An 18551-nucleotide genomic window follows, 5' to 3' on the forward strand; every position below is an offset into this window, starting at 1 on the left:
CGGACATCAAGGCATGCTTCGCCGGAGCAAAGTGGGAGGGGCGGTGGCGGTGGACAAGCGGACCGTGGTGACCGGGGTGTTGTGCGCGGTGGCGGCGCTGGGCGCGTCGGCTGCCATGACGAAGGTGGTGCCGGCCGCGGAGGGCCGGTCTCGGGCGCCCGTCGAGGCGGCGGCTCCGGCGAAGCCCTCGCCGAGCGCGCCTTCGCGATCGCAAGCTGCGAAGCAGCCGCAGTTGAGCGCCTCGGGAACTCCCCGGCCGGGCAGCCCCGCCGCCTTCACCGGCGCCCTGTTCGAAGGCGGCGTACAGGGTGACCACTTCTGCACCGCCACCGTCGTGCACAGCCCGGGCAAGAACATGATCGTCACCGCCGGGCACTGCCTGCTCGCCGGGAAGCACGGCGACGCGGGCGCGGTCTTCGCACCCGCGTACGCGAACGGCAGCGCCCCGTACGGCGCCTGGACCATCGAAGAGGTCTTCGAGGACACCCGCTGGTCCGAGGACTCGGACGACGACTACGACCTCGCCTTCGCCCGCCTCGCCCCGGACGCCTCGGGCCGCAACATCGAGGACGTCACGGGCGCCGCCACCCTGGACACCACGGGCCGCTCGGGCGAGGAGATCACCGTCACCGGCTACCCGGCGGACCGCAAGGTCCCGCGCACGTGCACGGCGTCGGCGATCCGCGAGACCCCGACCGAGCAGCGCTTCGACTGCGCGGACTTCCCGGGCGGCACGAGCGGCAGCGCGTGGCTCGCGAAAGACGGCAAGATCATCGGGATCCTGACGGGCGGGGACACGGACGACGTCTCGACGAGCACGATCCTGGGGGAGTACGCGGCGACGCTGTACGCGAAGGCCACGTCGGGCCACTGACCCGCCGGAGGTGGGCCGGCCGCCCAGGGGAGCGAGGGGCGGCCCGTGGAGGGTTCGCAACCCGGCCGCCGGGGCCACGACCATTGCGCTCGCCGGAAACTGACGGTCCGTCCGTGGTGACGCTCCGGGTTCGGTACGATGGCGCATAGCCGTAAACAATCGGCCACTCGACCGCTCGAAGGACTGGATCGGTGTCACCTGGCATGACGCCCGCAAGGCGGCGGGAACGCGGCCGCCCTTCGGTCGCGGCGGGCGTCGCGGCCGCTGCGGGCGGACCGCTCCGGACAACCGGCGGCGCCGGACGCGGGGCCGTCCGTCGTCGGGGGAGCCAGTCCGGGCGCTACCCGTTGGGCCGGATAGGTGGTCTTCACCATCCGGGTGCGCCCCCCGCCGGTTCGGGTAAGCAGAATGCTTTTGGCGCTTGCCGTGGGCCCTGCATCTCTGTGTGAGTTCGTGTAGTTGGAGGTAGAACCGCCCATGGCGGCGAACGGAAGCCCCACCGTCAGAAGGCTCCGCCTGGGCGCGGAACTTCGGCGGCTGCGTCGGGCCTCGGGCATGACGTCCCAGCAAGTGGCCGGTCTGCTGCTGGTGTCCCAGTCCAAGATCAGCCTTCTGGAGACGGGCCGTCGTGCGATCAACCCCCGTGACGTGCGTGATCTGTGCGAACTCTACGGCGTCATCGACCAGTCGCTCGTCGCCTCGCTGATGCGGATGGCGAAGGAGTCGGGCCGGCAGGGCTGGTGGGTCGCCTACGGCGACGTGCCCTACGGCGTGTTCGTCGGCATGGAGACGGAGGCCGTCTCCATTCACTCGTACGAGCCGCTGGTGATGCCCGGTCTGCTGCAGACCCCCGCCTACGCCGAGGCGGTCATCGGGGAAACGAACCCTCACATCACGGCCGAACAGGCCGCCGTCCGTCTTGAGGTGCGGCTACGCCGCCAGCACCGCGCCCACCACCCCGCCCGCCCCTTTCGTTTATGGGTCGTCCTGGACGAATCCGCGTTACACCGCATCGTGGGCACCGCCGACATCATGCGTGAACAGCTCGAACACCTGGACCGCATCAGCGCCCAGCCGCACATCACCGTGCAGGTCCTCCCGCACACCGCAGGAGCCCACCCCGGTCTCTCGGGGCAGTTCTCCATCCTCACGTTCTCCGACAACGACGCGGGAGTCGTGTACCTGGAGCGTTTCACCAGCGATCTCTACCTGGAGAAGCCCGCGGACCGCCGGCCCTACCACTTCATGTACGACCACCTCCAAGCACAGGCACTCGCACCCGAACAGAGCCGTCAGTTCATCCGCGACACCAGCCGGATCTACGCGCGGCCCTCATGAGCGGCGGGCGGCGCCGGTGTTCAGCCAGGGGCCCCGCCTTCCCACCCGGCGAGGGCTCCGCAGGCGGAACACGTCGGGGTGCCGACGGGCTCCCGCGCCGGCGCGGCGGTATCCGGCATTTCGTGCTGGAAGAGCCAGGGGGCATTCGCGTTCCGCTCCGAGACGTACCTGAAGCGCTGCTGGCGCCTCAGTTCGAGGGCGTCCTTGTGCCGCATGCGGCCCACGCCCGACGACGCCATTGCGCTCCAGAACGCGCCTAGTACTGCACAGATCAGCACGAGCCTCACCAACATGTCTGCCACAGCGACTCCCTTCCGGTGACGGATTCGCGCAACGAGGGCCCTCGTTCGAGTCCTCGGCAACATCTCCACATAACGCAGCGGCATATGCAGAGTTATGCCCCGCGCCCTCATTGCAGCCATGTGCAGCACCCTGTCGGATTGCCGCAATTTCCTATTTTCGTGAGGCGGCCCGGTTCCGGGGCAGGGTGGGCGGGGGTGCGCCGGCCCGACAGCACGGCGGTCGCACAACCCCCACACAGGCGACCCCGAGAACCGCGCGGGGCGACGCCGGCCGGCACGGTTCGGCCCCCGGCCCTACCCCGTTCCATCCCGTCCCAATCCTCGCCACCACCGCTCTGATCTGCGGAGAAGCCCGGCTCTGGCGGTTCGCCGCGACGGCGGAAACGGTGAAAGGCAACGGCCTGTACGCGCGCGCTCCGTCATCATCACCCGCATGGCTCACACCCTGCTCGGGGCCGGAAGCGTTGGGTGGACTATGACAACAGCAAACCTCGGTGCAATCTTCCGTCGGCATTCAGGGGAAGAGGATGGCGCCGTCAGTCCAGAGGCCGCCCGGATGGGTAAGTGGACATTCACACCGGCTTCATCGGACCGAGCCCAGGGCGAGACCGCGGCTCTCCATCACGAAGGTCGGAAAATCGAGCTGAACTACTCGTCCTCGATCTTCGAGGATTTCCTGGAAGCGATGAGCTCGATCCGCCACGAGTTCAATCGACGGTCGCACGGCACGGCCGTACCCGGCATGTGCGACACCGACGGCCGATCGAGGCAGGAATCCCTTGTATGAACCATACGGTCATCATGACTGGACCGGATTCCCCTCCCAGCCCGATGCCCGCACGTTCCGGCCGGCACCCGATCCCGAACAGCACATCGGCATGGGGTATTCGCCACTCGGCGCGGCCCAGGAGAACGGCGCGTGGGATCCGGCGGAGGAGCTCGCCTGCCTGCTCCAGGGGAGCATGGGCGACGCGACGCACTCCTTCGACCGGGTCGTCTTCGACGAAGTGAACGACGCGATGAGCACCACCAAACTGGTGGCCGGACCACCGGGCACCGGGCCGGCGGGCACCGGGCCGGCGGAAGCATCCGCGGGGCACCGCCGACGGACCGTACGGGCCAAGCCCGCGGCGGCCCTGGTGCGCACGGGCAGCCTGTGCACGTCCGTGCTGGTCGCGCTCATCGCCGCCGTCGTGAGCATCTTCAGCGGGCTCGCCATCTGCGACGCGCTACGGCACAGCGCCGTACCCCACACCGGCCACGACGTCGTCAGCTGGTGGCCACTGCTGATCTACGGCCCCTGGATGGTCGCCTCGCTGTCCATCCTCAGGGCGGCCCTGCACCAGCGCCGCGCCGTCCACTCCTGGTCCATCGTCCTGTTGTTCTCGACCCTGGCCACGCTCTTGTGCGTGGCCCAGGCGCCGAGGACGCTCCCCGCCCAAGCCGCGGCGACCCTCCCCGCCATTGCCGCACTCGCCTGCTTCCAGCAGCTCGTCCGCCAGATCACGCTCACCCGGCCGCCCCGCCAGCAGACGCCGCGACACCGCAACCCCAGGCCCTCCCCGGCCCCCAGACTCCACTACGGAGCATGACGCCCACGCCCGAGAAGCCCCCGGCCGGCACCGGTTGGCCTCCCGCGCGAAGTTCCGCGCCCCCCGGGCGCTCGTCGGGTGCGGCCGAGGACGGTGAAGGCCGCGCCGACGCCCCGGCGAAACGCGAGACCGCCGGGACGGACACGGCCGCGGTCCGCCGAGCCGGCCGTGGCCGCGCAGACGAGGAAGGAGACGGCGCCACCGCGTACGGCGCGCGGGAGGAAGGCGCGACAGTCTCTGACCGCATGGAGAACGTGGTCCTTCCGGGAGCCCGTCGCAGTGATCGTTTTCATCTCAGGAACGACAACCGAATCCGATAGGTCACGGGCGGTCCGCAATCCGGTCGCGACGGCCTCCGAGGACTGCTCCGTACCCTCCCCGTCCCGCACATCCGCACCACTCACCGAGAGAGGACAGCAACCATGTCGTACGAGCCCTCATACGCTGAACGAATCCGGTACAAGCGGCTTCAGGACGCCGCCTACCAGGCGGGCCTGGACGCCGCCACCAATCTCCAGGCAGCCCTCGCGCTGGCGGGAATGGTGCTCCCCTCGCTGGCCAACGACGGGCCCGTGGGCGCCCGCGGGTTCGTCCGGCTCGGCGGATGCAGCGTCGCCGTCGCCAACCAGCTCGCCGAGGTGATCGCGGCGGGCGCCCACGCCCTGCAGGAGCGGAGCATGTGAGCACCCGTCCTCCCACCGCACCCGTACAGACCCGCCGCAACTTGCCCACCGCCAGGCCGGCTCCAGGAGGTCCTCGTATGAAGTGGCGCGATTCCCCGCGCGTGCCGAAACCGCGGGAGGCGCTCGACCCCTACCGCTTCCCCGGCATGCGGGACTTAGAGAACAGGGAGGACACGGAGGGCGCGTGGGGCGGGGTGGGCACGGGGGACGCCGCCCTCGCGAGCTCCGTGCCGATCCCGGACCCGGGGGAGCAGTCCCGCAGCCGGATCGGCGCAGCGCATCACCGGCGCCTTGAGCTGCACGCCGCGCTGACCGCGGCGGGCATCCCACCGCTCGCCGGAGACCTTCACGCCATCGAAGCCGTCTCCGCCCTGGACGACACCACCAACGCGGCCGTCCGACGATGGATCGCCGGCGCCCGATGACTCATGTCGCCGTACGGCCCTGGTTGCCGACCAGGCCGAGGTGGACGGGCTCGCCCGGCGCGTCGGCCAGCAGCTCCGCGAGCCGGGGCGGCCACAGCGGCTCCCCGAGCGAGGCCAGGGCCTGCTGCGACAGCCACCGCCAGTGCGCGTCGGGCGACTCCGGTACGGGATCGCGGCGCGGGCCGGTGGTGACGTAGATGTGCTCGTGCTGGCGTACGGGTATGCCCTGGTGGGTGAAGTCGTGCTCCCAGGTGCAGAGCAGGCGCTGCGGCTCCAGGTCGGTCCACCCGGTCTCCTCGCGCAGCTCGCGCCGCACGCACTCCTCGGGGGTCTCCCCGGGATCGATCCCGCCGCCGGGCGGCAGCCAGTGGATCCCGACTTCGATGTTGTTCTCCCGGAAGAGGAACACCGACCCACGGGGGGAGAGGACGACAATCCGCGCTGCCTGCCGAGGAGTTCTCATCAGCTCAGGGTACGACGGGGGCGGCAGGGATGGCTCGGGGTCGGGGGGCTGGGCGGGGTGTGGGGGGCATCCCCGGCTCGGGGTCGGGGCGGCTGGGCGGGGTGGGGGGGCGGGGTCCGGTGGGGCGGGGGTGGGGTTGTTGGGCGGGGTGTTGGGGGCGGGGTCCCGTGGGGCGGGGTTGTGGAGGGTTCGGGGGTTTCCCGGCAGTCCACTGTCCTTCCGTGTCGGGCCGGGCCGTCAAGGGCGCTCCCTGCGGTCGCGTCGCTTCGCGATGGCCTTCGGCCACCCTTGACTGCCCGGCCCGCCCCGGAATGCCATAAGACTGCCGGGAAGCCCCCGAAGGAACGGTCAGGGGGACAGCCATGCACATGCCCGCGTCAGGGACGCCGATCCCGCGCCCTGGCAGCCCCTGACCTGCACCCGGCAGCGATGAGATGCGCATGTAGCGCGGGGTGGCGCGCCAGATCGCTACGCGCTCCTCTCGGCACAGCGTCCGACGACCGTCTGTGGCCGGACATAAGCCGCCCACGACGGATCCGGATGCTTCCCGGCCTGCGACAGCGGGTTGTTTGTCCCTTTTGGTGGCCGGTCGAGGCCTGCAAGAGGCCTTGCCTGACTGAGAGGTTGGAAAGTCCGGCATCAGGCTCCACCTCGCCCCCCTCACCGCCCCATTCCGCCCCCATGGGCCTCATTCCGCCCCTGCCAGGCCGCTTGTCCGTCCCCATGGGCCTCATTCCGCCCCCGCCAGGCCGCTCGCCTGCCCCGCCGAGCCCTCATCCGTCCCGTTCAGCCTCATGCCCGCCCCGCTGAGCGCCTCGTCCGTCCCGCTGGGCCTCTTGACCGTCCGGTCGACCCCGTATCCGTCCCGTTCGACCTCTTGGCCATCCCCCTGGTCTCCTTCTGCACCCAAGGCCGGCCCGCTCTTCAGCCAGGAACGGGCCGCAGACGCCGGCATGGTCGTCCGTGGACTCCGTCTGGGCGGCTTATGTCCGGCCACAGGCGGTCGTCAGTCGCTGAGACGTGAGAAGCGCGTAGCGATCGACCGCGCCCTCCGTCTTGGCCGGGGCTGGTGGTGCGGGGAAATGGGGGGTGGCTGAACGGGAGGTGCTGGTCGGCATCTCAGGGGGCCTTAATCCGTCGCTTAACCTCCCGGCCATTCCTTCGGGGGCTTCCCGGCAGTCTTATGGCATTCCGGGGCGGGGCGGTCGGTCAAGGGTGGCCGAAGGCCATCGCGAAGCGACGCGAACGAAGTGAGCGCCCTTGACGGACCGACCCGACACGGAAGGACAGTGGACTGACGGGACGCCCCCGGACCCTCCCTGATCCCGAGTCGGGGATCCCGCCCCCGAAGCTCCCGCCGGCCGCTCCGACCCCGCCCCCGGGCCCCCCGCCCCCCGAAGCCCCCGCCCGCCCGTCCACCCCCCCCGCCCCCCTACCCCGCCTGGAGTGCCAGGGTCGGGGAGAGGCGGGCCGCTCTGACCGCCGGGTAGAGGCCGGCCAGGGTGCCTATCGCGAGGGTCGAGGCGAAGCCGCCCGTCACCGCCCAGAGGGGGACCACCCAGGGGAGGTCCCCCGCGTGGGCGTACGCCGCCGTGGCCGCCGCTCCGAGCGCGATGCCCGCCAGGCCGCCGAGGCCCGACAGGAGCAGGGACTCCGTCACGAACTGGATGCGGACCTGGCCCTTGGTCGCGCCCAGCGAACGGCGCAGGCCGATCTCGTGGCGGCGCTCCAGGACCGAGATGATCATGGTGTTCGCCACCCCGACCCCGCCCACCAGCAGGGCGATCCCGCCCAAGCCGAGGAGGAGGGTGCTGAAGGCGCCTTCCGTGGCCGCCTTCGCCTGGAGCGCCGCCGACGGGTCCGACACCGACACCGTGCTCGGGGCCTGCGGATGGGCCGTCGGGGCGATCAGGCCCCGCACCTCCGCGACGCGGTCGTCCGCCGAGCGCTCGTAGATCGCCGTCGGGTGGCCGTCGAAACCCAGCAGCTGCTCCGCAGCCTCCCAGCCGACGAGTGCCGAGCGCTCGATCTCCGGGGCCAGCGGGATCGGGTCCAGGATGCCGATGACCGTGAAGTACCGGCCGCCGATGAACACCTGCTGCCCCGGCTCCGTGATGCCCAGCCGCTCCGCCGAGACGTTGCCGAGCACCACCGACGGGTAGCGCCCGGTGGCCCCGTTCAGCCAGGTCCCCTTCTGCATCCGCGCGCGCAGCGTCTCCAGCAGGTCGTCCTTCGCCGCCTTCAGGCCGATGCCGCCCGTCTCCTCTTTGGGGATGTTCTCCGAGCGCCGTACGGACTGGGCGACATCGCCCGTCGTACCCACCGACTCGACCCCTTCCATCCGCGAGACCATGCCCGGGGCCTCCTTCGGCAGCTTGGTGTCCTGCCCCGAGAACATCGACTGGCCCGGCGTCACCACCAGCATGTTCGTACCCAGCTTGTCGAGCTCCCGCAGCAGCTTGGCCTGGCTGGACGAGGACACCCCGACCACCGCGATCATCGTCGCGATGCCGATCGCGATGCCGAGCGCGGACAGGAACACCCGCATCGGGCGCGAGCGCAGCCCCGCCGAGCCGACGTGCAGGACGTCGCGCGGACCCAGCCGGGCCGGGGTCAGCCTTCGCGAGGCCCTCATGGCGCGCTCACCCCCGCCGTGTTCCACACGTCCGCGACGATCTCCCCGTCCCGGATCCGCACCTGCCGCGGCAGGCTGGCCGCGATCTCGTGGTCGTGGGTAATCACGGCGATGGTGGCCCCGTCCGCGTTCAGCTCGTGCAGCAGCTCCATCACCGACTGCCCCGACGCGGAGTCCAGGGCGCCCGTCGGCTCGTCGGCGAGCAGCAGGTCCGGTTCCCCGGCCACCGCCCGGGCGATCGCCACACGCTGCTTCTGCCCGCCGGACAGTTCGTGCGGCCGGTGCTCCATCCGGTCCCCGAGGCCCACCCGCTCCAGGGCCCGCGCCGCCCGGCGGCCGCGCTCGGCCCGGGACAGGCCCGAGTACAGCAGCCCCTCGGCGACGTTCGCCCGCGCGCTGATGCCCGGTACGAGGTGGAACGACTGGAAGACGAACCCGACATGGCGCGAGCGCAGCGCCGACAGCGCGCGGTCGGACAGGGTCGCGATGTCGTGCCCGGCGATGGCGACCGCGCCGGCGCTCGGGCGGTCCAGGGTGCCGACGATGTGCAGCAGGGTGGACTTGCCGGAGCCGGACGGGCCGACGATGGCGAGGAGTTCGCCGGTCAGGACGGTGAGGTCCACCCCGCGCAGCGCCTTGACCCCGCCGGGGTACTCCTTGGTGACGCCCGCCAGCTCCACGACGGCGCGCGCGTGCCGGTGTTCTGCCGTACTCACGGTGGCCGTCGTCATGGCTTGGGGATCCCTACCTGCATGCCCTCCTTGAGGGCGTCCCCCTTGACCTCGACGCGGCCCTGGCCGAACATGCCGAGTTCGACGGGCACTTCGCGGACCGCGCCGTTCTCCACGACCTGTACGCCGAAGCCCCCGCCGGACAGCGCGAGGAGCGCGTTGACCGGTACCGAGAGGACGCCCTTGCGGGTCTCGCCGGTGAGCCGGACCGATACCGGGGACTGGTCGGGGCCCTTGATCTCGGAGGCGTTGTCCAGGGACACGTTCACCTCGACCTTCGGCTTCCCGCCACCGCCGCCACCGCCCCCGCCCCCACCGCCGGAGCCGCCGCCCGGGTCGTCCGGGTTCGCCGTACTGCCCACCGAGTCGATCTTCCCGGTCGCCGTTCCGCCGCCCGGCAGGTTCACGGTCACCTTGTCGCCCGTCTTCGCCGCGCCCGCCTTGGCCACGTCCAGCTGGAAGCGGACCATCCGCTCGGTTCCGGTCAGGGTCATCACGGGCTTGCCCGGCGCCGGCTCGTCGCCGACCGCCGTGTCGTTCTTCTGCACGCGCTGGGGCCCGGTCGCGAAGGCGATGTCCTCCTTGCCGACCTCGCCCGTCTCCGCCGCCTTGTGCGCCTTCTGCCAGCGCTTGACCGCCGTGGCCGTACCCGCCGTGAAGGTGCCGTCCTCCGGGTCGAGCCCGGTTCCGTACCCGAGGGCCTGGAGGTTCCGCTTGAGCTGCTTGACGTCCTCGCCCTTGTCCCCGGTCTTCATCTGCCGGTACACGGGCGTGCTGCCGTACATGAGCCGTACCGGCCTGCCGTTGACCTCGTACAGCCTCCCGTCCCGCTCGATCGCCGTGCCCGCGCCCGCGGCCCAGGTCAGCACCCCGGGGCCGCCCGCGGCCAGCTTGCGCTCCTGCGCGTAGCCGAGCGTGCCCTCGACCGTGAGGCCGGAGCTGAGGTCGCCGCGGGAGACCGGGGCCGTCGCCTGCGGCAGCCCGTCCGCGCGCCGGTCCTTCGAACCGTCGGAGTCCGCCCGCGGCTGGGCGGCCGTCACCGCGTACCCGCCGCCCGAGACGGCGAGTACGGCGGCCAGCGAGCCCAGCAGCCATTTGGCGCGCCGCCTCACGCGGCTTCGCACTTCTTCTGGGCGTCCTGGAAGGCCTGCTCCTGCCCCTCGGGGATCTTGGTGGCGCTCATCGCGCTGCCGTTGAACTCGGGGTCGGGGATGTTCACGCCGTTGTCCCGCATGCACTTGGCCCACTTCAGGGCCTTGTCCTTGTCCTCCTGCGAGACCTGGCCGCTCCCCGGGGCCTGGAGCCCGCACGCGTCGAAGGCCTTCTTCACCGCCTCCGGGTCCTCGCTGCCCGAGCCGAGCGTCATACCGCGCGGGTCCTGGCCGGGCTCCGGGTCGGGGGCGTCCAAGCCGTGCTCGCGCAGGCACTTGCGCGTCTTGAGCGCCTTGTCGGCGTCGGCGCCGCTCGCCTTCCCGTTGCCGCCGCTCGACGCGTTCGACGACGTGCCGTCCTTCTTCCCGTCCTTGCCGTCCTTGCCGTCCGAGCCGGCGCCGCCCGTGCAGGCGGTGACGAAGAGGGTCAGGCCGGTGAGCGCCGCGGCCGTGGTCATGGTCAGGGATCGATTCATGCGCCAGACCCTGCACCCGGAGCGGGTTTCGCTTCTCTCTCCGATCTTGCTTATGACGAGGAAATACGGGATTCCGGTAAAGAGGGCGGCATGCGAGTTCTGGTGGTGGAGGACGAGGAATTCCTCCGGGAGATGATCGCCGACGGGCTGCGCCGCGACGCGCTGGCCGTCGACGAGGCGGGCGACGGCCTGGAGGCCCTGCGGCGCCTGCGCCTGGGCGAGTACGACGTCCTCGTCCTCGACCGCGATCTGCCCGGCCTGCACGGGGACGAGGTCTGCCGCCAGGTGGTGCGCGAGCGGCTGCTGACCCGCGTCCTGATGCTGACCGCCTCCGGGACCGTACGGGACCGGGTCGAGGGGCTCGGCCTCGGCGCCGACGACTACCTCACCAAGCCCTTCGCGTACGACGAGCTCCTCGCCCGCGTCCTGGCGCTGGGCCGGCGCACCCGGCCGGCCCTGCCGCCCGTGCTGGAGCGGTGCGGGATCAGCGTGGACACCGCGCGGCGCAGCGCGAGCCGCGACGGGCACCGGCTGGCGCTGTCGCGCAAGGAGTTCGCGGTGCTGGAGGCGCTGCTGCGGGCGCAGGGGGCGGTGCTCGGCAACGACGACCTGATCGAGCAGGTGTGGGAGGAGGACACCTCGTACAGCACCAATGCGGTACGGGTGACCCTCAGCAAGCTGCGCGCGAAGCTGGGGGAGCCGCAGCTGATCGAGACGGTGCCGGGGGCCGGCTACCGGATCGCGGGCCCGGGCGCCGAAACGAACCCCGATGCGAACTCCGGCGCGAACCCCGATGCGAACCCCGACGCGAGCGCCGATCCGCGATGAGAGCAGTGCTCCATTCCGAGCGCGCCCGTCTCACCGCGCTCTACGGCTCCCTGCTCGTCCTCGCCGGCGGCGGCCTGATCGCCCTGATCAACGTCCTGCTGCGGGGCGGCCTCTACACCCGCATCAGCGGAGCCGTCACCACCGCCGTCCCCGGTACCGCCTTCGAGCGCGCCGCCGTCGAGGGCCAACCGCTCAAGGCGGTCCCCGCCCAGCGGCTCCCGCCCGGCGCCGCCACGCCCACCCGGGAGCAGCTCCAGACCTGGGCCGCCACCCGCAACCTCTCCACCGCCGTCGAGAGCGCCACCCTCCACGAACTGCTGGTCGTCTCGCTCATCGCCCTCGCCGTGTTCGCCGTACCGTCGATCTGGCTGGCCTGGTGGATGGCGGGCCGCGTACTGCGACCGGTCGGTGTCATCACCGAGACGGCCCGCCGCCTTTCGGGGGAGAACCTGCACGAGCGGATCGGCCTCAAGGCCCCGCCCGGTGAACTCAAGCGGCTGGCCGACACCTTCGACGGGATGCTCGACCGGATGGAGAGCCTGGTCGGCGCGCAGCGCCGGTTCGCCGCCAACGCCGCCCACGAGCTGCGCACCCCGCTGGCCGTGCAGCGGGCGGCCGCCGAGATCGGTCTGGCCGGGGACCCGCCGCCGGAGAAGGTGGCCCGGATCCGGTCCAAGCTGATCGGCGTCGCCGACTCCAGCGAGCACCTCGTCGAATCGCTGCTGCTGCTCGCGGTGTCGGAGGAGGGCCTGGAGTCCACTGCCCCGGTGGACCTCGCCGCCCTCACCGAGGCGGAGCTGGCGGAGGTGGACCCGGCCGGCGGGGGAGTCGCGGGGGGCGGCCCGGCCGTCGTACGGAGCCTTGAGCCGCTGAGCGTGGTCGGCGACCGGGCCCTGCTGGGCCATCTGGTGCGGAACCTGCTGGCCAACGCCGTACGGCACAACCGGCCGGACGGCCGGATCAGTGTGAAGACCTCCGCCGACGGGGTGCTGACGGTGTCCAACACCGGGCCGGTGATCGACCCCGCCGACGTACCGCGGCTGCTGGAGCCGTTCCGGCGGCGCGCCGAACGGCAGCACACGGCGGGGGAGGGCGCCGGGCTGGGGCTCTCGATCGTCGCCTCGATCGCGCGGGCGCACGGGGCGAGGCTCGTGGTGCGGGCCAATCGGGGGCCGGGCGGCGGTCTGACGGTCCGAGTGCGCTTTCCGGGCACACCTGCGCCGCACCGGGCGGCGTCGCCTCAGCAATCCTGATGATCGGATGTGTAACGTCGGTCACATGAGCAAGCATCCCCGCGCCGGCTCCCGCAGTCCCCTCTCGTTCCGTACGCTCCGCGGCCTCCGTTCGCCGCGGCGCGTGGCGCTCGCCGCCGCCGTTGGCCTGCTGGCCTTCGGTGCCGGGTGGGTGTACACGGTCCAGTACGACGACCCCGGCGTCACCGCCCAGGCCCGGTCCGGGGACCGCCCGGGGGACGCGCCCCGTAAGCCCTCCCCGGGCGGCACCGCCGATGCCGCCACCTCCGACTCGGCCCCCGCCGGCGCGGCCGGCCACGCCACCCGAGGCGCCCGCGGGGCGCCGGGCGCACCAGGCGCGCCGGCCGCCCCCGCGACCTCGGGAGCACCCGGAGCACCCGGAGCACCCGGAGCCCCAGGGGCGCCCGGCGCCCCCGCCACCGCCGATCCCGACGACGGCCTGCCCGAGCTCAGCGAGGACACCCGGGCCCTGATCCCGGCCGATGCCCGCCAGCTCCTCCTCGTCTCCGGCCGGACGAGGGACTCCGCGGAGTCCACGGCGACCCTCTACAGCCGGCCGGCGGCCGGCGCCGACTGGGTCCGCGCCTCCGAGAGCTGGCCCGCGCACAACGGCGCCAGCGGCTGGAACTCGGGTGTGCGCGAGGACGGGGACCTCACCACCCCCGTCGGCGTGTTCACCCTGTCCGACGCCGGAGGTCTGCTGCCGAAGCCGCCGGGCACGAAGTTCCCGTACGACCAGAACCGGCTCTTCGTCCCCACCGGCCGGGGCGTGAACGGGGAGTCCCTCGCGGGGGCCTTCGAGTACGTCATCGCGATCGACTACAACCGCCGCAAGGGGCACTCCCCGCTGGACCTGGTCAAGCCGGAGGGTGAGGACAAGGGCGGCGGCATCTGGCTCCACGTCGACCACAACGGCCCCTCGCAGGGCTGCATCGGCATCTCGAAGGAGGCCATGAAGAAGCTCCTGACCACCCTGGACCCGGCGGCGAAGCCGGTCGTCGTGATGGGCCCGGCGGGCTTCTGACGGTCAGGCCGCCCGGTCGGCGGCCGGCAGCAGGACGGGAGCGGCGGCCACCCGCCGCTCCCGCAGCAGCAGCCCGATGTACGCCAGGTCGAAGACGCTGCACAGCACCCCGAGCCCGAGGATGAACGGCGAGTCCTCGATCACCCCGAAGAGCAGGGTCGGGGCGAGCGTCCCGAGCCACTTGGCGACGGCGATGACGAGGGACTGCCCGCGCGGCCCGCGCCGGTCGGCGTACAGGGCGATGAACAGCCCCGACATCAGCAGGTTCTGCAGGAACGCCGCGTACCGGGTCGCGTCGTGCGTCCCGAAGTGTGCGAGGAAGAGCCACTGCACGGCGAAGCCGCTGCCGAACACGAGCACGCTCCACGCCGCGAAGAGGGGCCGCGTCACGAACTCGGGCAGCTCGGCGCGCCCGAAGCGCAGGTAGGTCCAGATGATGACGACGTCGGCGAGGGCCCACACCACGTTGACCACGCCCTGGGCGGACACCCCGGAGCGGACCTCGCCCACGGCGTAGGTCGCCTCCCACGCGAAGTTCAGCGCGAGCGCGGCCACCGGCATCGCGTACGTCCGGTCCCGCAGCCCGACCCGGATCGCCTCGACGTACACGACGGTCCACGCCACTCCGCTGACCAGCGTCAGAAACAGATCCACGCCCGGCACCCTAGCGGGCGCCCGTACGGACGACACCCCCCTCGGCCCTCCTGACTTGCTTGACCCCGACGTCAGATCCTGACGACCCGGACCCGGCTTCCGCAGAGCGCGGACAGGTCTTCGGGATCCGAGGTCAGCAGGGTGACGGGACCCGGCTGCTCCAGGGCGGTGGCCGCCACGATGGCATCCAGCGCGTACTTGTGCCCGTGCAGCCCGGCAGCGGCGAGCAGCTTGCTCGCATGCCGGGCGATCGCCTCACTCGGTGGGATCATGTTGACCCGGGAGACGGCGTAGTCGAACCGGGACTGCTTCACCCGGGGATCACGCGCCTCGACGAGGGTGACCGAGCTGATCGACACCCGGATGTCCTCGCATTCGCAGGCGGTCAGCCATTCGAGGAGACCTTGGTCTTGGCGTACGAGACGGGAGAGGCCCTCGCAGTCGAGGATCAGCGTCCCGCTCACGCGGCGTCTGACGAGGCTGCCGTCTCGCCGCGCAGGATCGCCCGCTTCGCCTCGACGGCCGCCGGGTCGGCGGGCCCGTTCACCGACTCGGAGTCCTCGATCAGCTCGCGGAGCCGGTCGCGTTCCAGCTGCCGCTGAATGAGCCCTTCGATGAACGCGGACATGCCGCGCTTGCCGGTGCGTGCCTTGAGTGCCGCGATGGTGCCCTCGTGGAGGGAGACGGACACGGGGCGCGTCGGGCCTTCGCCGGGCGGGGGAGTGTCGACCATGGCGTCATCGTAACAAAGTGAATGTTATTCGGCTCGTGCTTCCTCTTCGGGTTCGATCGCCCGCTCCCCGCTTCCCGCCCACCCCTTGCCTGACGGACCGTCAGCTACGACGATGGCCCCCGGCGCCGGCGGGTCCCCGTGCCGGGGCCGCGGCGGACGTGGTCGACGAAGCGGAGGCGGCATGGCGCGCGTGTTTGCGGAAGGCCGGCTGGTCTACGGGATGCAGCTCCCGATCCAGTCGCAGAGCACCATCTACGCCGAACCCTGGGAGGCCTCGGCGAGCGCCGCCGACCTCGCCGAGGTGGCGCGGGCCGCCGACCGGGCGGGCTTCGGGTACCTCGCCACCTGTGACCACGTCGCCATCCCGCGCCGCCTCGCCGGCCCCATGAGCACCGTCTGGTACGACCCGGTGGCCACCCTCTCCTTCCTCGCCGGAATCACCGAGCGCGTACGGCTGCTCAGCCACGTCGCGATCCTCGGCCTGCGCCACCCCCTCCTCAGCGCCAAGCAGTACGCCACCCTCGACCACCTCTCCGGCGGCCGGCTCATCCTCGGCGTCGGCGCGGGCCACGTGCAGGAGGAGTTCGAGGTCCTCGGCGTCGACTTCGCCCGTCGCGGGGCCGTGCTCGACGAGACCCTGGACGCGCTGCGCGCCGCCCTCGGGCCCGAGGAGTACCCGCGCTTCGAGGGCGAGCTGTTCTCCTTCAAGGACCTCGGCCAGCTGCCCCGCCCCGCCCAGGCCCGCATCCCCGTCTGGGTGGGCGGCTCCTCGCCCGCCGCCGTCCGGCGGGCCGCCGTGCGCGGCGACGGCTGGCTCCCGCAGGGCGACCCGCGCGACGAGCTGCCCGCGCGGATCGCCCGGATCAAGGAGCTCCGCGCGGCGGCCGGGGTCGAGGGTCCCATCGAGTTCGGCGCGATCACCGAGGCGCTGTACGTCGGAGAGCCCGGCTGGGACACCGGCCGGCGCACCCTCACCGGCAAGGCGGAGGCGCTCGCCGAGTCGCTGCGCGCGTACAAGGCCCTCGGCGTGGACCAGATCCAGGTCCGCTTCCGCAGTCGCGACCGGGCCGAACTGACCGACCAGATCACCGCGTTCGGGGCCGAGGTCGGCCCCCTCCTCAACGACTGAACACCTCGGCGACTGAACACCTCGGCGACTGAACACCTCGACGACCGATCGACTCAACGACTGGAGTACGGGCATGGGCAAGCTGGACGGGCGCGTCGTCGTCATCACGGGCGCGGCGCGCGGCCAGGGCGAGCAGGAGGCCCGGCTCTTCGCCGCGGAGGGGGCCAAGGTGCTCCTGTGCGACGTGCTGGACGAGCAGGGCGCCGCCGTCGCCAAGGAGATATCCGGGGAGGCGGGCGAGGACCGCGCCCGGTACGTACGGCTCGACGTGAGCCGGGAGGAGGACTGGGCCGCCGCCGTCGACACCGCCAAGGAGGCCTTCGGGCCGGTCAGCGGCCTGGTCAACAACGCCGGCATCCTGCGCTTCAACGAGCTGGTCTCGACCCCTCTGGAGGAGTTCGAGCAGCTGGTCCGGGTCAATCAGGTCGGCACCTTCCTCGGCATCAAGGCCTTCGCCCCCGAGATCGAGGCGGCCGGCGGCGGCACGATCGTCAACACCTCCTCGTACACGGGCCTGACGGGCATGGCCTACGTGGGCGCGTACGCGGCGACCAAGGCGGCGATCGTCGGCCTGACCCGGGTGGCCGCCCTGGAGCTGGCCGCCAAGGGCATCCGGGTCAACGCGATGTGCCCGGGCGCGGTGGACACCCCGATGGCCAACCCCGGCCTGCTGGACCCGGCCAACATGAGCGACGAGGCCCGGGACGCCATGGCGGAGCTCTACGGGCGGGTCGTGCCGATGGGCCGGGTGGGCCGCCCCGACGAGATCGCCAAGCTGGCCCTGTTCCTGAGCAGCGAGGACTCCTCGTACATCACCGGCCAGCCGTTCGTCATCGACGGGGGCTGGATGGCCGGCGTCAGCATCATGTGACCTGCGCCCCGGCCGCATCTGATGAAGTGTCAGGTATTGACGCTCCCGCTCTCCCGATGGAACAGTCGACTCATCAAATCTGACGACACGTCAGAAATCAAAGGACGGTGAACCCCCTTGGAATTCGGACTCTTCGTGCAGGGATACGTGCCTGAGGCGCGGTCCAAGGTCGACCCCGAGGCAGAGCACAAGGCGCTGATCGAGGAGACCGAGTACGTCATCCAGGCCGACAAGTCCGGCTTCAAGTACGCCTGGGCCTCCGAGCACCACTTCCTGGAGGAGTACTCGCACCTCTCGGCGAACGAGGTCTTCCTCGCCTACCTCGCCCACGCCACCGAGCGCATCCACCTCGGCTCCGGCATCTTCAACCCGCTCGCCCAGGTCAACCACCCCGTCAAGGTGGCCGAGAAGGTCGCCATGCTCGACCACCTCTCCAAGGGCCGCTTCGAGTTCGGCACCGGACGCGGCGCGGGCAGCCACGAGATCCTCGGCTTCCTGCCCGGCATCACGGACATGAACGCCACCAAGGAGATCTGGGAGGAGACCATCGCCGAGTTCCCCAAGATGTTCCTCCAGGAGGAGTACGAGGGGTTCCAGGGCAAGCACTGGTCGCTGCCCCCGCGGAAGATCTTCCCCAAGCCGTACGGCAAGGCCCACCCGGCCATGTGGTACGCGGCCGGCTCCCCCTCCTCGTACGCGATGGCCGCGAAGAAGGGCCTCGGCGTCCTCGGCTTCAGCGTCCAGAAGGTCTCCGACATGGAGTGGGTGCTGGAGCAGTACAAGACGGCCGTCCAGGAGGCCGAGGCCATCGGCGCGTTCGTCAACGACAACGTGATGGTCACCTCCACCGCGATCTGCGCCGAGACGCACGACAAGGCGGTGGAGATCGCGGTCAACGCGAACATGAACCGCTTCCAGTCGCTGGTCTTCCGCTACCACGACACCTTCCCGCGGCCCGAGGCGATCCCGCAGTGGCCCGAGACGCTGCCCGAGTACAACGCGGAGATCATCGAGCTGCTGATCGCCGAGGAGCTGCTGATCTGCGGGGACCCCTCCGAGGTGCTCGCGCAGTGCAAGCGCTGGGAGCAGGCGGGGGCGGACCAGCTGTCGTTCGGCCTGCCGACCGGCGTCTCGTACGAGGACACGATGAACACCGTCAAGCTGATCGGCGAGCACGTGATCCCGAAGATCGACACCGACCCGGTCCACCGCACCACGCGCTTCCGCCAGGCCGTCTGACCGGGCGGGCAGTACGGGGGCGGCGTCTTCCCGGACCGCCGCCCCGCACCGGCCCCGGCCGGAGGTCATGCCGAGGCCGCGGCCGGCCCGGCGGCCCCCGGCCGGGGCGCGCGGGCGTCCGGGCGAAGCGTCCGGGGCGAAACGTCCGGG

20 protein-coding genes are annotated in these 18551 nt (G+C 71.7%); 12 read left to right on the top strand and 8 right to left on the bottom strand.

Annotated features, from left to right (window positions below):
* Positions 1–49 precede the first annotated feature (49 nt).
* From CP980_RS19290 to CP980_RS19315, 6 genes are all read left to right on the top strand, one after another.
* Entirely contained in the window at positions 50–874 is an 825-nt protein-coding gene (locus CP980_RS19290) for a trypsin-like serine peptidase (RefSeq protein ID WP_229907295.1), read from the top strand.
* A 477-nt stretch (positions 875–1351) separates the two neighbouring features.
* The gene (locus tag CP980_RS19295; protein WP_132757592.1) at positions 1352–2212 is read left to right on the top strand and encodes a helix-turn-helix domain-containing protein; all 861 of its coding nucleotides are present in this window, start codon (positions 1352–1354) and stop codon (positions 2210–2212) included.
* A gap of 735 nt (positions 2213–2947) precedes the next feature.
* Positions 2948–3301, top strand: a complete 354-nt coding sequence (locus CP980_RS19300; RefSeq protein ID WP_150528695.1) for a hypothetical protein — start codon at positions 2948–2950, stop codon at positions 3299–3301.
* A 91-nt stretch (positions 3302–3392) separates the two neighbouring features.
* Entirely contained in the window at positions 3393–4106 is a 714-nt protein-coding gene (locus CP980_RS19305; protein ID WP_229907294.1) for a hypothetical protein, read from the top strand.
* A gap of 422 nt (positions 4107–4528) precedes the next feature.
* Positions 4529–4789 (top strand): hypothetical protein, encoded by a 261-nt coding sequence (locus CP980_RS19310; RefSeq protein ID WP_132757586.1) that lies wholly within the window; start codon positions 4529–4531, stop codon positions 4787–4789.
* 77 nt (positions 4790–4866) lie between these two features.
* Positions 4867–5214, top strand: a complete 348-nt coding sequence (locus tag CP980_RS19315) for a hypothetical protein (protein ID WP_150528697.1) — start codon at positions 4867–4869, stop codon at positions 5212–5214.
* Position 5215: 1 nt separating this feature from the next.
* On the opposite strand, the gene CP980_RS19320 is transcribed toward CP980_RS19315, so the two are convergent.
* The 5 genes from CP980_RS19320 to CP980_RS19345 all read right to left on the bottom strand — a co-directional run bounded on the left by CP980_RS19320 (position 5216) and on the right by CP980_RS19345 (position 10670).
* On the bottom strand, positions 5216–5677 hold the full coding sequence (locus CP980_RS19320; protein ID WP_150528698.1) for an NUDIX hydrolase: 462 nt from the start codon (positions 5675–5677) through the stop codon (positions 5216–5218).
* A 1432-nt stretch (positions 5678–7109) separates the two neighbouring features.
* Positions 7110–8312, bottom strand: a complete 1203-nt coding sequence (locus CP980_RS19330; protein ID WP_150528699.1) for an ABC transporter permease — start codon at positions 8310–8312, stop codon at positions 7110–7112.
* Positions 8309–9043 carry an ABC transporter ATP-binding protein gene (locus CP980_RS19335; RefSeq protein WP_150528700.1) on the bottom strand — a complete coding sequence of 245 codons (735 nt, stop codon included), beginning with the start codon at positions 9041–9043 and terminating at the stop codon, positions 8309–8311. Before CP980_RS19335 ends, CP980_RS19330 begins: the two co-directional genes overlap by 4 nt.
* Positions 9040–10155: a peptidoglycan-binding protein gene (locus tag CP980_RS19340; RefSeq protein ID WP_229907233.1), complete on the bottom strand. Its 1116-nt coding sequence runs from the start codon at positions 10153–10155 to the stop codon at positions 9040–9042. The genes CP980_RS19335 and CP980_RS19340 overlap by 4 nt, the downstream gene beginning before the upstream one ends.
* Positions 10152–10670: a hypothetical protein gene (locus tag CP980_RS19345; protein WP_150528702.1), complete on the bottom strand. Its 519-nt coding sequence runs from the start codon at positions 10668–10670 to the stop codon at positions 10152–10154. Before CP980_RS19345 ends, CP980_RS19340 begins: the two co-directional genes overlap by 4 nt.
* A 90-nt stretch (positions 10671–10760) precedes the next feature.
* On the opposite strand from CP980_RS19345, the gene CP980_RS19350 reads away from it, so the two are divergent.
* The 3 genes from CP980_RS19350 to CP980_RS19360 are packed head-to-tail and all read left to right on the top strand — an operon-like array spanning position 10761 to position 13775.
* Complete coding sequence (locus CP980_RS19350; protein WP_165937301.1) at positions 10761–11498, top strand: response regulator transcription factor; 738 nt, start codon at positions 10761–10763, stop codon at positions 11496–11498.
* A complete protein-coding gene (locus CP980_RS19355) occupies positions 11495–12751 on the top strand; it encodes a sensor histidine kinase (RefSeq protein WP_132757572.1) in 1257 nt (418 codons plus the stop codon). The genes CP980_RS19350 and CP980_RS19355 overlap by 4 nt, the downstream gene beginning before the upstream one ends.
* 25 nt (positions 12752–12776) lie before the next feature.
* The gene (locus tag CP980_RS19360) at positions 12777–13775 is read left to right on the top strand and encodes a L,D-transpeptidase family protein (RefSeq protein ID WP_150528703.1); all 999 of its coding nucleotides are present in this window, start codon (positions 12777–12779) and stop codon (positions 13773–13775) included.
* Positions 13776–13778: 3 nt separating this feature from the next.
* Here CP980_RS19360 and CP980_RS19365 read toward each other — a convergent pair whose 3' ends face one another.
* From CP980_RS19365 to CP980_RS19375, 3 genes are all read right to left on the bottom strand, one after another.
* Positions 13779–14429, bottom strand: a complete 651-nt coding sequence (locus CP980_RS19365) for a transmembrane-type terpene cyclase (RefSeq protein WP_167535854.1) — start codon at positions 14427–14429, stop codon at positions 13779–13781.
* A gap of 71 nt (positions 14430–14500) precedes the next feature.
* Entirely contained in the window at positions 14501–14893 is a 393-nt protein-coding gene (locus CP980_RS19370) for a type II toxin-antitoxin system VapC family toxin (RefSeq protein ID WP_132757568.1), read from the bottom strand.
* Positions 14890–15162 (bottom strand): hypothetical protein, encoded by a 273-nt coding sequence (locus CP980_RS19375; RefSeq protein WP_132757566.1) that lies wholly within the window; start codon positions 15160–15162, stop codon positions 14890–14892. Before CP980_RS19375 ends, CP980_RS19370 begins: the two co-directional genes overlap by 4 nt.
* Positions 15163–15343: 181 nt before the next feature.
* Between CP980_RS19375 and CP980_RS19380 the strand changes: the two genes are divergently transcribed.
* From CP980_RS19380 to CP980_RS19390, 3 genes are all read left to right on the top strand, one after another.
* Complete coding sequence (locus CP980_RS19380; protein WP_189998974.1) at positions 15344–16291, top strand: LLM class F420-dependent oxidoreductase; 948 nt, start codon at positions 15344–15346, stop codon at positions 16289–16291.
* Between the two features lie 73 nt (positions 16292–16364).
* The gene (locus CP980_RS19385; protein ID WP_150528704.1) at positions 16365–17162 is read left to right on the top strand and encodes an SDR family NAD(P)-dependent oxidoreductase; all 798 of its coding nucleotides are present in this window, start codon (positions 16365–16367) and stop codon (positions 17160–17162) included.
* A 117-nt stretch (positions 17163–17279) separates the two neighbouring features.
* The gene (locus tag CP980_RS19390) at positions 17280–18401 is read left to right on the top strand and encodes an LLM class flavin-dependent oxidoreductase (protein WP_132757562.1); all 1122 of its coding nucleotides are present in this window, start codon (positions 17280–17282) and stop codon (positions 18399–18401) included.
* The last annotated feature ends 150 nt before the right edge of the window (positions 18402–18551 follow it).

This window comes from Streptomyces vinaceus (assembly GCF_008704935.1).
GTDB classification, from domain to species: Bacteria; Actinomycetota; Actinomycetes; order Streptomycetales; family Streptomycetaceae; genus Streptomyces; species Streptomyces vinaceus.